Consider the following 14429-nt stretch of genomic DNA (forward strand, 5'->3'; position numbering starts at 1 on the left):
TTCCTTATCTCCTTATTTATTTATTAAATTAATTACATCGTTAATAATTGTAAGCTTATTTTGCTCAAACAATGAACCGTCAACTTGATAGGTAAGCGGATTGACGCCAACTAAGAATTGTTCTGCCTCGCTAATTTGTTCGACAAAGAGCGAATCGGTAGTAATTTTAATGTTAGCTATTTTTCCTTTTTCGACGGTGTAGAACACTTTGGCATTGCCCCAACTAAAACTGCCCTCTGCTTGACTTACGTAATTATCAAATCCATATAGCCATTGCGAGCTAGAAAGAAATTCTATTTGTTGCGTTATATAGTCGTTTTGCTCTTGGTTAAACTCAATTTGCTTAGCCTTATCTACTTGACTGATTGAAATAATAGCGTTAATTAAGTCAAGTTTGGTAATACTAGAATTTAACTCTTTAAGATTGACTACCCTACTTATTACCGAATCTACGCCGTGACCTACCAACTTACGCTTGTTTACAAGTAGCAGTTTTTGCATTAAAGCTATGTCGGTATCAATCAACAGCGTGCCGTGATGCACTATTGCGCCGTCTTTGGTATAAAATGCGTTGCCCGAAAACTTTCTTCCGCTAGACTCTAAATCGTTGCGTCCGCTAAGACTTGACTCTATTCCAAACAGTCTTAACGCCTTAATAATTATATCATAGTTTTGAGAAATATTAAAGATATTCTTGTTGCAAATAAATGAAAAACAAAGGTTGTGCTTGTCGTGATAGACCGCCCCTCCGCCGGATAATCGCCTTGCAAGCAAGCCTTGATTGTTAAAAAGTTCGGCTATGTTACATTCCAAATTAGCGAGTTGATGTTTGCCTATTACCACGGTATTGTCGTTGCTCCAAAGATATAACGTAGGACAAAAACTGTAATATTTATGCAAACAACATTCTATGGCGATATTGCGATAAACATTTGAACTATTAGAGATATATAATTGTAAATTATCCATACGCATATATATTAATAAACCTTATCAATCTTGTCAATTAATATTGAAGTTTTATAATTTATTTGCTATACTACTATCAATTAGTTGCTATTTTGCTTATAATAAATTATAAGTGGTTAATTATATGCGTAATTACATTTCGTCTTTAAACAATAAGGAGAAACTATGACTTCTATATCTAATATTACCAACATAGCTTTGATGTATGACTTTGATAAAACTCTGTCTACTAAGGATATGCAAGAATACGACTTTATCCCCAGTCTATCTATGACTCCCACGCAATTTTGGACGGCATCTGACCAATTTGCAAAGCAACACAAGATGGACCATATACTGTCGACAATGTATTTAATGATAGACAAGGCAAAAAGAGGCAATATTAATTTGTCGCAAGAAAGTCTTCGTGAACAAGGCAAACAAATTGAACTTTTTCCGGGCGTGCTAGACTGGTTTGAACGCATAACAAATTACGGCTTAACTTTGGGACTTAACGTACGACACTATATAATATCTAGCGGACTGAAAACTATGATAGAAGGCACTCCCATCGCTAAATATTTTACTCAAATCTTTGCAAGCGACTTTTTATACGACCAACAAGGTTTTCCAGTTTGGCCAAGTATGGCTATTAACTTTACCTCAAAGACACAATTTCTATACCGCATTCACAAGGGCGTTGAGGATACCGCCGAACATATCAAACTCAACCGCAAACAAGATAAAAACGAAGTTCAAGTGCCATTTTCCAATATGATATATTTTGGCGACGGCTTTACCGACGTGCCTAGTATGAAACTTACTCGTCTTAACGGCGGTTATTCGGTAGGGGTTTATCAAAATCAAGATAACAATTATTTGGTTGCCGACGACCGTGTTAGTTTCTACGTGCCTGCCGACTATCGAGAAGGCTCGCTTTTAGACAAAACCATTAAAGCTATAATCAATCGTATGTCGGCAGACGCCGAGCTAGCAAAACTTGGCTGGGATAAATTAGTTGATTAATTGACAAAATTGACAAAATTGACTTATATAGCAACAAACGCTAGTGAAGCTTAAAAAAACAATCTGGTTTTTGATACTATAAACCTAAAAATTTGGACAAAATACAATAAAGATTGAGTAAAATTTAGCTCAATAAAATTTGGACAAAATACAATAAAGATTGAGTAAAATTTAGCTCAATAAAATTTGGACAAAATACAATAAAGATTGAGTAAAATTTAGCTCAATCTTTTTTAATATTATAGATAAACCCACTTACTTTTCAATTTGCCTATGACTCTTAGTCTTATATCTTGACATTATTCGGTCAAGGGCAAAAAAAAGTAAACTAACGACTAAAAAACTTACCATAAGTAGGCTTACATATTTAAGAACTTGCCCTATTCCTAACAAATCAAAATCTAAAAAAAAGTATGGATAGCGTGTTTTTACGCCGTCAACATTAAAAGTTCCGCCTAAAAAGGCGTAGCCGTAGCAATATAGGGGATATAATAAAAAAATTGAAAGGTAACTAAACGAATGCCACCACTTGATTAACCCCTTGTTGTCATATAGACAGTAGTCAACAAAAATTAACGAGGGCGCTAAGTAGTGCAATATAAAACTAGAAAAAGTAAGCTCGGTAGAAATATCTATTAAACTCATTGCGGGAGTAAGCACAAAACCATATATTACAAAAGTAACCAAGATGCCCTGTGTGACTAGCATCTTGGCAAATTGAAGTTTTTGACTAAATCCCCCGTTAATTGTTTTTACTAATACAAAACAAAATACCACCAAAGCGCCAAAATTACTCAGCACAGTAAAATAGAAAAAGCTAGGTACAATGTCGCTTTTTCCTAAAAAGTGTGTTGTTAAGCCCACAATCTCGCAAATAACTATTAAAAATTTATTGATAATCGATAGCTTTCTCATATCGCCTCTTATAGATATATTGCTCAAAACTTACTTTTTTTATCCAGAATAAAAATTGACGGCTTAATAAATATCAATATCGTTGACTTATAATATTTCTTCAATTACAATATCACTATAATAAAAAAGGAGCGACATCAAATGCAATTAATTAAAATAACTATGGAAAACGACAAAACTATGGTTGCCGAATTATACGAAGAAATTTCGCCTATTACAGTTGCTAACTTTGTAGAATTGGTTAAAGCTAACTTCTATGACAGCTTAATCTTTCACCGTGTAATTAGTGGTTTTATGATACAAGGCGGAGACCCAAAGGGTACGGGTATGGGCGGTAGCAAAAAGACAATTAAAGGCGAATTTAGTTCTAACGGCATAGCTAACAGCCTTAAACATACCAGGGGCGTGCTAAGTATGGCTCGTTCAAATTCTCCAAATAGCGCAAGCAGTCAATTCTTTATTATGCACAAGGATAGCCCCCATCTTGACGGTCTTTACGCTAGCTTTGGCAAAGTAATTACAAACTTAGAAGTATTAGACGAAATAGCTTCTACAAAAACCGATTATAACGATAAACCTATCGTTCCGCAAGTAATCAAAAAGATTGAATTAATCTAGATTATTTAAGCTATATAATAGTTTAAATTAGTTACCAAACTATTTATAATTTTAATTTACCACCTTATTACGGCTACAACCTCAAATGTAGCCGTTTTTTATGCAAAAAAATTTATCAAGTATGTAATTTTTTGAAATATTTGGCAAAAATTACTATACAACTTTAATTAAAGGAGAATAAAAAAATGAAGAAACTAAGAATAGTCGCTTTGTTTGTAGTGTTAATTCTTGCTATTTCTTGTTTTGTCGCTTGCGGTCAAGACCCTGCTAACGACGCTGAGATTAAAAAGCTTCAAGAGCAACTCACCGCAAAAGAAACAGAAATTAAGAACCTAAAAGAACAAGCGAAAGGCAAAATTAATCCGGCTACCGATTACGCAGAGTGGTTCAAAGAACAAATTTGGCGAACGGTAAATAACGGCAGTTGGAGCGAAAACGAAGCCGACAAACCCACAACGGCTCAAATTGAAACCATGCTTGCATTTGCCTCTAAAATGGCTTGCTCGGGCGGAAAAGGCGACTACTTTATGGTAGCTATTCCAGACTATAACGAACAAGTTAAGGCGGTAGGTCAGGTCGATACCGCAAAACGAGTTACAAAAGGCACGGTAACCATTCTTGTCTTTGGCGATAGAATATATTCTAACGCATTTAAAGAGGGCTATAAGATTAAAAATCCCGACTTTGTAGCAGGCGGAGCGTATGCGCCCGACAGAGGCTACTATGACGCAGGGCTAGTAAGCGGTTACCTAAACGCAATAGCCGTAACTATGGGCTTTGGCACGCACTACTTTATGACGCCTACTACTTCCGGCGGTACGGGGGCTGAGGGTACGGGTATGCACGCAGACGACGGACAATTTAATCCCGGTTCGACAGGTTACGACGCTAGCGCTTGGCTAAAAGGAAAAACTTATATGAACGCAGGCGTAGAATATCCCGTTCTTGGCAACTTAAAATTTGTTTGCGCAGTAGTAATTGGAAAAATTGCAAAAGGCGCTACAATCGATTCGGCTTTGACCAGTCACGAGTATCCAAACAATAGTTATATTTATCAAGTTACGCCTCCAAAGCCAGCTTCCGCAGATATTAGCGGTAACAAAGAACCCATAAAAGCAAATGGCAAGTAAATCAAAAATTGCTCTAATCACTATGTTAGCCGTATTATTATGCGGTTGTAACCCCGTTGTTAAGGTAACCCTAATTAGCAACGGGGTAACCCTTAGGACGCAAACTGCCGACTATGGCGCAAGCGTGCCGGGAATTATGCCTAGCGAACTAGGATATCGCTTCTTAGGTTTTTTTAAAGAAGGCGAAGATAAACCGTTTGACTTCTCAACCAAACTTTTTGCAAATTTAACCCTAGTTGCAAAATTTAAAAATTTAGTTAGCGGTAAGACATCAACGCAAGTCGACAAATTTACCCAAATAGAAGTGAACCCAAATTACAAAAATTACGGCGAGCTTGACTTAACTTACAACACTTACTTAGGTCAAATTCAACAAGTTTATAAGGTCGAACAAGGCTATTACTTAGTCGCTCGGGCAAACTACGGCATTCATAAAGAACTTCGCCCCTATGTTGAAATAGGAATAGGCATAACAAATAACGGCGTAATAGGCGGAACGCAAATCTTGTCGTCAAGCGGACAAAGTCAAGGGTACATTGAAAAAATTACTCCCGATTATCTTTCTAAGGCGTACGACAATATGCCCTGTCAACCCGAGCTAGAAACATCGCTTGTTACGGGGGCTACGGTTACAAGTAACGCTGTACTATACGCTGTTAGAACGGCTACGACTTACCTAAGCAAAACTTACGGCATTGAGCAAGACACTTCGCAAGAACAAAAAGAAACGCTTATGTCTTTATTTAACGCAACCTATACGACAATCGACCAAAATATTGACATTTTTGAAGGCAAAGCCCAACTAGGCACGGTAATATATTCGGCAAGCGGAGTAACGACGCAAGGTCAAAAAGTCGTAGGAGCAATCATTCGCAATCGAGCAAAGTTAAATCTAATCAATACGGCAGGCGGTCACGTCGAGTGGGACGACTCGCAAACGCCTAACCCTTACACTTTGGTTATTATCGTAGATATTTCAACAAAAAAGGTTATAGCGTGCAGTTTCCTAGTAGAAGGAAATAAGAAACCGCAATTTGTAATCTCGCAAGAGTTGCTTAACGTTTATAAACAAGTCGTAATTAATTCTCCAACCGCTTACGACAACTTTGAAAACGGACTTATAAAAAACTTAGACGTCGAACTTGTGTATAGCCCGGAAAACAACGGCTATATAATAGCAGGCACAAGCACAATTTATAGCGGAGCTACCAAAGACGGCACGTTTTCCTCTCAGTTTGTTAGACTTTGTTTTAAAATTTTGGCTAGATATTACTGTTCGATTAAAATCTAAGGCAATCAATCTATACTACAAAATAGCAATTTTATCCTATAAACAGCCAAAATTTTGGCTGTTTATTTTTACTTCTATTGTAAAGTCAGCTAAATTGTGATATTATAATTAGTGATAATACTAAGGAGGCAACGTATGTTTAATCATAAGAAAAATAACGAGCGTATAGCTAAACCTAAAAAGAAATTTTTTGAGTCAAAGGCAAAGTACCAAAAAAGGCTTGACGAATATAACGCTCAAATAAATAGTGTTTCTGCCCCTAAGCAAAAGAGGAAACGCACGTTTACACAAAAAATATTCTTAACCGTTAAAGTCTTTGCGTCGATTTTAATTGTATTTGCGATTGCTTTTGGAGCGCTAACCATTGCAACTGGCGTAAGCGTATCTTCTACCATTAAGGTAGCTAAAACTTTTGACACGGTTACATACGAGTCGCAACTTACGCCTATCAAACAAGACGGACATTGGACTTTTACTACTGACAATGATTTTAAAATACTTCAACTTACCGACCTACATATCGGCGGAGGTTTTTTAAGTAAGCAACAAGATAAAATGGCAATTAACGCAATTTCGGCGATGATTACCTACAACAAACCCGACCTAGTAATTATTACGGGCGATATGGTATTTCCCGTTCCGTATATTTCGGGCAGTTTCAACAACAAACTTTGCGCAGATATTTTAACCGAGCTTATGCGTAAACTAGGCGTATACTATACCGTAAGTCTTGGCAACCACGACGCCGAAGCTTATAACTATTACAGCCGAGAACAAGTCGGCAACTACTACCAAAAAATAGCCGATACCGCTGGCAGTTACTGTTTGTTTGATAAAGATTCCGCAGAAATAGACGGTCAAGGCAATCAACTGATTAACATCAAGAATTCTCTGGGATTAATCACGCAGTCGTTATTTATATTTGACTCTCAGTCTTATACCGACGGCGACTGGTTAGGTCTTGACTGGAAGTATGACAACATTCACGAGAATCAACTAACTTGGTACACAAATACTCTGGCTAGTCTTAATCAATATAATACCAAAATAGTAGATAATTTAGGCGAACAATATAATGAGTTTAGGCAAGTAAAATCTCTTGCGTTTTGGCATATTCCACTTCAAGAAACAGCTGACGCTTATAAAGAATATGTGGAAAATGGCAGGCAAGACACCGCAAACGTTAAATTTCACTTTGGCTACGCCGGCGAAGCCATAGCGAACGCAACGGCTGACGCAGTAGTATGTTATCCGCCCCTTTATCCCGACCAAGTATTTGAAACCATACTTAGTTTAGGTAGCACTAAGGGTATATTTTACGGACACGACCACTTAAACAACTTTTCGCTTACATATAAGGGCATAATGCTTACCTATGGTATGAGCATAGACTATCTTGCATATAAGGGAATTGACAAGTTTGGAGCGCAAAGAGGTTGCAATATTATTATAAGTAGCCCAAATTCGTCCTTTACAGTCCAACAAAGTAACTATTACCAAGACATTTATCAACCAAAGTACCCCAAAGAAACTGTATCTATGGATTCTTATTATAAATAGGAGAAAGGCAAATATGAAAAAACACACCGTGGCAGAGCCTAACATAAACGGCGAGGCTAATACCCCTAACCTTACCAAACGACAAAAGAGAGAAGCCAAAAAAATAGAAGCCAAACGCACGCAAAAACCAAACCTTGTAAGTCAAATTATTTGTTTTGTCCTAATGGTATTTTTAAGCGTGGGATTGCTTGTGTCGCTTGCAAGCTCGCCAACAAATATTACAATTCAAATGATATTTGCCTTGCTTACAGTTGTTTCTTCGATTGGAGCAGTTATTGCCATTTTGCCTGCGTTAGTAAGCTTATTTAGTGGAATTAGCGCAATAAGAAGTAAAATTTTGTCGGTAAAAATAACCGCTATTATCTTTTTAGTTTTACTTCTTGCTTACATTGTTTGTTTAGCTATATTTTTACTATAAAAATACTAACTAGACCGCTTAAAGCAAATCGGGCGAGGTAGTTTTTTAAACTACTTACCATTTATTATTGACGCAATAACTAATATAGCCAACTTAAAGTAAATAAAATGTGGTAAATTTAAAACTTCTTGCAATTTGCAAATAACAAAATAGAATTTACTATAAATTTTTTATTCTATTTAACTATTTACTTTACACACCGACTAATATATGGTATATTAGTCAAGCAAAAACTTTAAATTTGATTGTTTAACTAGCCTTAAACTTGTTAAACAACCTTTTTGTAAACAAGCCATTGGAGAAATACCCAAGCGGCCGAAGGGGCTCCCCTGCTAAGGGAGTAGTACGCGAGAAGCGTAGCGAGGGTTCAAATCCCTCTTTCTCCGCCACCGCAACCACCCAAACAGGCGTTCGCCTTTTGGGTGGTTTTGTATTGCTACGAAAGCGGGCTATGAACAGTAACGCATTTTGGCAAATACCAAAATGCTAGCCCGTCGCTACAATTAACTTAGTTAAACAAATATTTGCGTTGTTATTAATCGTTTTGACAAAACCGTTTATGTATATCTTTCGCTCCTTACAAATCCCTCTTTCTCCGCCAAAAACAAACAAATCCTAATAACGTAAGTTATTAGGATTTTGGTTCTTTTTATATTAATAAATAGCCGTGTAATACTAAATTAACAAATGAGAATCTCTGTGTTATAAATGTTTTCTTATTCTATTTATGTTTACGGCGTGCCTTAATTTTTAGTATCACGCACATATATTAAAATTCTTTTCCAAGTAAAAAGTCTATTGCATTTATAGTTTTTATACCGTCGTGGTCGGGCGTAAACAAATCATCAAGCGTAATGATATATTTTGGATAGTTATCTTTAATATCTCCAAAAACGGCAAGCTCTTGTTTAAGTTTTTCTTCGCTTATAACGGTTGTGGCAACCTGTATATATTTAAGATTGTTATCATTACCTTTAACAATAAAATCAACCTCTTTGCTATCCACTTTGCCGGTTGCAATTTTATATCTTCTGCGTTTTAACTCTAAAAATATAAGGTTTTCTAGTAGTTGAGGCATTTCGATTGTTTTGTTATTCAAAATATAATACTTAAAACCAAAATCGGTAACGTAATATTTGTTTATTAATTTCAAATATTCTTTTCCAACTACATCATACCTGTCCGCTTTATATATAAAAAAACAATCTTGCAACGTCTCAAAATAGCTTGCTACTGTATTGTAAACAACTTTTGTGCCGTTACTGTTGAGCGTGTCTGTTATCTTTTTAGCAGAAGTCAAACACCCAATATTGTAAACAACATAACTCAAAATATTCTCCACCACTTGTTTGCTAGCGGTAGAATTACGCTTTAACACATCTTTCTCCAATATTGTTTTGTACACGTTTTCAATGTATTCTCGTTGTTCTGCCGATCCGTTGTCAAACATATACGATCCGGGCATAGCTCCGTAAATAATATAATCCATAAACAAAGCTCGCTTATCTTTGCCATTTGATTTATAATGTTCGTAATATTCCTTGAAAGAAATAGGCAAAACATTAATTTCAACATAGCGCCCCGTAAGCAGGGTCGCTATTTCGGAAGATAAAAACTTTGCATTAGAGCCGGTTACATATACATCAATGTCGTCTTTAACAAAAAGACTATCTATTACTTCTTCAAAATTGTCTACACGCTGAATTTCATCAAGAAAAACATAAATCTTTTTTCCTTCAACACGCTTGCTGATAATATAATTATATAGCGCCATTTTATCTTGTAAAGCAACATTTTCTAGTTCTTCAAAATTGATTGTAATAATTTGTCTATCGGCTATTCCAATCTTTTTTAATTCGTCAATAAAAAGTAAAAAGATTGTAGACTTGCCAACTCGACGTAGTCCTGTCAAAACTTTAATTACTTTTTTATCCTTATAGTTTAGCAACCAATTAACATATTCGTTTCTTTGTATTAGTGACATTATTAGCACCTCTATTATTGATTGAGTAAATTATACGCTAATTTTAAGCAAAATGCAATAAATAGAATGAAAACTTTTTAAAAATTATATAAAAGATTTCATTATAATGTCTAATTATAACACAATTTTCAATATTCGAGTTTTTCGCTACAATTACTTAACAAAATATATATTTGCATTGTTATTAATCGTTATAAGAAATAACAATTAGCATTATGCCCCTAGGTAGACATAAAAAACCCAAAGGATATAAATATTCTTTGGGTAAAACTTTAATATGTTTTTTTAAAAACGGCGATAGGTTTATTTGTCGTCGGCGTGCTTATCTCTAATTTTTGCCATGTGTTCTTTCTCAATAAGGGTTATTTTGCGAGCTTTTGCCCAATCGATACAGCCTTTTAGGGCGGTTGTTAGGAAAATACGAGGCACTTTGGTCATTGTTTCGCAAGCTTCCCTTGTAAATTGTACGGTAGGGTCAATACGATTTGCAGCGTAAAGCACAGACTCAACGTCTACGGCTTTGGCTTGAACTGTTTCGGCGTAAGGCGTCTTTTTGGTAGCAATCCAGAAGTTTTTGCTATCTCTATAACCATAGTCTACGGGAATAGGCGGGAACGAACAAGGTTTAACTCCATCTAAAATACCCTTGTGTTGCTTTTCTTTTAATAAAATTTTGTCAATCTTTAAGATAAAGTGAGCGCCGTGAGGCGAAGTTATACCGTTGCAAGCGTGGTATGGCGGGTCGTAAACTTCTTGAACCTTATCGTCTTGCGCTCCGTCAATCTCTTTAACCCAGCTACACTCAAATACTTGGAAACTTTCTTCTACAATCTTAGGAAACTTCTCTTTGGGATTTTCCGTCGCCATTAAGCCGTCTTTCATAGTTAGGCAGAAGTCTTTCATCTTCTCTTTTGCCGAATCTCCCGGGAAACCTAGCCTTACGCACTCACGCAAAATGCGTTTGCTTGCAGGCACAAAGTTAAGGCTTGCTTTGCCCGTCCTTAAAATGTTCTTGCAGGTGTTAGAACTGTTACGGCAGTTTAAAATCATTGCGTAATAGTCTTTTCCGGCAATATAGAAAGGAAAGCATAGCGAATAAGAACCATAGGTCGTTGAACCGTCTTCGGCAAGCGTGCCTATTAGCATTGTTGGCATTGGAAAATAACTTGATGTTTGATAAAAGTTGTCGACAATTCTCAAACTCTTCATTTCTGTTTTGTCCATTTGCAAATTCTCCTTTTTAAATTTCTTTATAATTTTATATACTATAATATCGTTATATACGCTTACCACAACTACAATAGCGGTAATTGCATAAATTATAGGCATTTTTATATTTCTTGGAATTTCAAAGTGAAAAGGTAACCCGATAATCTTAATTAGCAAAAATGGTATGTAGGCTAAAAGCAAGACGTATTCTATTAAATACCTACGGCTTAGGTTGACGCCAACTTTTTTAAACAGTTTTTTACTGACAATAAACAAGGCGATACCTACGTGCATTAGTAGCAAAACTAGAATAAACAGCCACAACATCTCTTTGGGGCTGACAAATTGAAGCGCTACAATAAATCCAAAAGCGAATACTTGCGCTAGAATAAACAGTAAATACGGTACTAGCTTGTCTTTGGTTAAAGTAGAATGTGTGTTCATATTCTTCTCCTTAAAATTTAGTCTTATATATTATCTTATATTACTTACTTATCTTAAAATTTAATCTTATATTACTTACATTATTAGCGATTATTTCTTTTCAAAAATTGCTCGTAAAATAAAATCTAAAAAAGAAAAATCTTTGTTGTCGGTTTTAAGCATATTCATAAAATTGTCAAAGATGTAACGGCTAATACGCTCTAACCCAAACTTTTGAACAACCAAACTAGACAACAATTCCTTATCTTTGCTCAAAAACAACCCGATTAAATCGAGCATTCTATCCATATATTTTTTTTCAACTCGCCTTGCGACAAGCTTCTCTTTGATACTAAGCGTAGCAAGCAGTTTTAACCAGTCGCTCTCGAAATTTCTTAAATGGCTATAAATGTGAAAATACAACTTCTCCATACTTAAAAAGAAATCTTGGCAGGCAAGCGATTCGATGTTATAAAAACATTCTTCCCATTGTTGACTTATCATATCAATAATCAAGTCAACCTTAGAGTCGTAGTAGTTGTAAATTGTGCCTAGCGCAATATCACTGCGTTGAGCTAGTGCACGCATATTAAAGCAATCGCTTCCCTCTTTAAGAATTTCTCGTGTAGTCTTAAACAGTTGCTGTTTAACGTCGCATAAAATCTTAGGCAAAATCAAACCCTCCCTTATTATTATTTTAATTGTAACACTGTTCATAATAAAAGTCAACGCATAAATAAAAAATATTTTATAAATAAAAAACCACGCAAGTTGCGTGGTAAAAATTGGTTAAGTTGAGTAATGTAGACTCTATTAAATTTGGTAGGTTGGACAAATTAGCTAAGATATAAGATTACTAAGTTGAAAACTACTAAACATTGCGCAAGCATTTGGATTTGGCAAATTAAGTAACGAATTTATCTACAATTTTTAATATATCGGCATTTTGGCTTAAAAAAATATTAATTGCTATTGGCAATTTTGCCTTGACGAGCTATAAACTTTAAGCGTTGGTCGTTATTTAATATCTTCTTGCGTAAGCGTATTGTCTTAGGAGTTACTTCTATTTGTTCGTCGTCGGCGATAAATTCAAGCGCTTCTTCTAGGCTGAGTTTTTTGGGGGTTTCTAGTCTTAACGCATCGTCGCTACACGCCGCCCTTGTATTTGTAAGATGTTTGCGTTTGCAAACGTTGACCGCTATGTCCTCGTTTTTGGGGCAAATACCCACAATCATGCCCTCATATACTTCGGTATTTGGCGCAATAAATAGTTGACCTCTGCCTTGCGCATTAAATAGACCATAGGTTACGGCTTCGCCGGTTTCAAATGCGACTAGCGAACCGGTAAATCGACGATAAATCTCGCCTTTATAGGGTTGATATTCCATAAATAACGTATTAAAAACGCCTTCGCCCCTTGTATCGGTTAAAAATTGGCTCTTGTAGCCAAACAAACCTCTTACGGGAACGGCAAATTCCATTCTTGTGCGAGTTTGCGACAAGCTCTCCATTTGAAGTAGTTCGCCCTTGCGTGAACCCATACTCTCAAACACTGCTCCGCTCTTGTCGGTAGGAACGTCAACAATTAATCTATCAACTGGCTCATACTTAACATCGCCTACCATCTTATAAAGAACTTTTGGCGAACTAACGGTAAATTCATAACCGTCACGACGCATTGTTTCTATAAGAATAGAAAGGTGCATTTCACCTCTACCGCAAACACGATAACCGTCGGTTGTATCGCTATTCTCTACCCTAAGCGAAACGTCTTTGAGCGTTTCTCTAAATAGTCTATCTCTTAAATGTCTAGTTGTGACAAATTTGCCCTCTCGACCTGCAAACGGGCTGTCATTTACCGAAAAAGTCATTTCTACCGTAGGCTGAGATATCTTTACAAAAGGCACTGGCGTAACGTCGACGGGGTCGCACAGACTGTCGCCTATTGAAATATCTTCTAACCCTGACACGCATATAATATCGCCTGCGTTTGCCTTGTCTACCGCCTTACGAGCAAGCCCTTCTATTTGATAGAGGCTAATAATCTTGCCTGTCTTGTTGATTAATACGTTGTTATGATTGCATAGCGTTACAACTTGACCAACCTTAATCATTCCACGTTCTACCCTACCTATTCCAATCCGTCCAACGTAATCGTTGTAGTCTACGCTAGAAATAAGCATTTGTAAAGGTTTGTCTAAGTCGACTTCGGGCGGTGGAAAATGCGAAACTATCATATCAAATAAGGGAACTAAATTTTTGCCGGGATTATGATAATCTAGCGTTGCCGTACCAAATCTACCCGAACAATATATAATAGGGCTACTAAATTGTTCCTCATTTGCGTTAAGCTCTAATAAAAGATTGAGAATCTCATTCTCGACTTCGCCAAGTCTTGCGTCGGCTCGGTCTATCTTGTTGACTACTACAATAAGTTTGTGTCCTAAGTCAAGCGCTTTTTGCATTACAAAGCGTGTCTGGGGCATTGGCCCTTCCGCCGCATCTACAAGAACAAGCACTCCGCTAACCATTTTTAATACCCTTTCGACCTCTCCGCCAAAGTCGGCGTGACCGGGCGTATCAATAATATTAATCTTTATGCCCTTATAGAATACTGAGGTATTCTTTGCTAATATGGTAATACCACGCTCCCTTTCAAGGTCGCTACTGTCCATAACTCTATCCATAACGGCTTGATTTTCACGAAAAACACCGTTTTGTTTAAGCATCTCGTTTACAAGGGTAGTTTTGCCGTGATCTACGTGGGCAATAATGGCTACATTTCTTAAATCATTTCTTACTGTCAAAGTTTTAACTCCAATATTTTAAATTGCCTTTTGTACAATTATTATAACCAAAAGCCTTTGCTTATAATAATCAAAAAAGCGAAAAGATATTTTTTATCTT

12 protein-coding genes and 1 tRNA gene are annotated in these 14429 nt (G+C 36.4%); 7 read left to right on the top strand and 6 right to left on the bottom strand.

Annotated features, from left to right (window positions below; translation table 11 throughout):
- Positions 1 to 12: 12 nt before the first annotated feature.
- The gene (locus tag RR062_02675; protein MEG2026615.1) at positions 13 to 969 is read right to left on the bottom strand and encodes a lipoate--protein ligase; all 957 of its coding nucleotides are present in this window, start codon (positions 967 to 969) and stop codon (positions 13 to 15) included.
- Positions 970 to 1134: 165 nt separating this feature from the next.
- Between RR062_02675 and RR062_02680 the strand changes: the two genes are divergently transcribed.
- Positions 1135 to 1974, top strand: a complete 840-nt coding sequence (locus tag RR062_02680) for an HAD family hydrolase (GenBank protein MEG2026616.1) — start codon at positions 1135 to 1137, stop codon at positions 1972 to 1974.
- A gap of 255 nt (positions 1975 to 2229) precedes the next feature.
- Here RR062_02680 and RR062_02685 read toward each other — a convergent pair whose 3' ends face one another.
- Positions 2230 to 2889, bottom strand: coding sequence for a Pr6Pr family membrane protein (locus RR062_02685; GenBank protein ID MEG2026617.1), 660 nt, complete (start codon positions 2887 to 2889; stop codon positions 2230 to 2232).
- A gap of 141 nt (positions 2890 to 3030) precedes the next feature.
- Between RR062_02685 and RR062_02690 the strand changes: the two genes are divergently transcribed.
- From RR062_02690 to RR062_02715, 6 genes are all read left to right on the top strand, one after another.
- Positions 3031 to 3507: a peptidylprolyl isomerase gene (locus RR062_02690; protein ID MEG2026618.1), complete on the top strand. Its 477-nt coding sequence runs from the start codon at positions 3031 to 3033 to the stop codon at positions 3505 to 3507.
- A gap of 185 nt (positions 3508 to 3692) precedes the next feature.
- Positions 3693 to 4637, top strand: a complete 945-nt coding sequence (locus RR062_02695) for a hypothetical protein (GenBank protein ID MEG2026619.1) — start codon at positions 3693 to 3695, stop codon at positions 4635 to 4637.
- A complete protein-coding gene (locus tag RR062_02700; GenBank protein ID MEG2026620.1) occupies positions 4627 to 5928 on the top strand; it encodes an FMN-binding protein in 1302 nt (433 codons plus the stop codon). Before RR062_02695 ends, RR062_02700 begins: the two co-directional genes overlap by 11 nt.
- Positions 5929 to 6063: 135 nt before the next feature.
- Positions 6064 to 7488 (top strand): metallophosphoesterase, encoded by a 1425-nt coding sequence (locus tag RR062_02705; GenBank protein MEG2026621.1) that lies wholly within the window; start codon positions 6064 to 6066, stop codon positions 7486 to 7488.
- 13 nt (positions 7489 to 7501) lie between these two features.
- Positions 7502 to 7906 carry a hypothetical protein gene (locus tag RR062_02710; GenBank protein MEG2026622.1) on the top strand — a complete coding sequence of 135 codons (405 nt, stop codon included), beginning with the start codon at positions 7502 to 7504 and terminating at the stop codon, positions 7904 to 7906.
- A 297-nt stretch (positions 7907 to 8203) separates the two neighbouring features.
- Positions 8204 to 8295: transfer RNA gene (locus RR062_02715), tRNA-Ser, on the top strand.
- A gap of 380 nt (positions 8296 to 8675) precedes the next feature.
- Here RR062_02715 and RR062_02720 read toward each other — a convergent pair.
- From RR062_02720 to typA, 4 genes are all read right to left on the bottom strand, one after another.
- Positions 8676 to 9890 carry an ATP-binding protein gene (locus RR062_02720; protein MEG2026623.1) on the bottom strand — a complete coding sequence of 405 codons (1215 nt, stop codon included), beginning with the start codon at positions 9888 to 9890 and terminating at the stop codon, positions 8676 to 8678.
- A 303-nt stretch (positions 9891 to 10193) separates the two neighbouring features.
- Entirely contained in the window at positions 10194 to 11543 is a 1350-nt protein-coding gene (locus tag RR062_02725) for a hypothetical protein (GenBank protein MEG2026624.1), read from the bottom strand.
- Positions 11544 to 11633: 90 nt separating this feature from the next.
- Positions 11634 to 12194, bottom strand: a complete 561-nt coding sequence (locus RR062_02730; GenBank protein MEG2026625.1) for a TetR/AcrR family transcriptional regulator — start codon at positions 12192 to 12194, stop codon at positions 11634 to 11636.
- Between the two features lie 290 nt (positions 12195 to 12484).
- Positions 12485 to 14329 (bottom strand): translational GTPase TypA, encoded by a 1845-nt coding sequence (typA, locus tag RR062_02735; GenBank protein MEG2026626.1) that lies wholly within the window; start codon positions 14327 to 14329, stop codon positions 12485 to 12487.
- Between the last annotated feature and the right edge of the window lie 100 nt (positions 14330 to 14429).

It is taken from the genome of Clostridia bacterium (assembly GCA_036654455.1).
Lineage (GTDB): Bacteria > Bacillota > Clostridia > Christensenellales > CAG-314 > JAVVRZ01.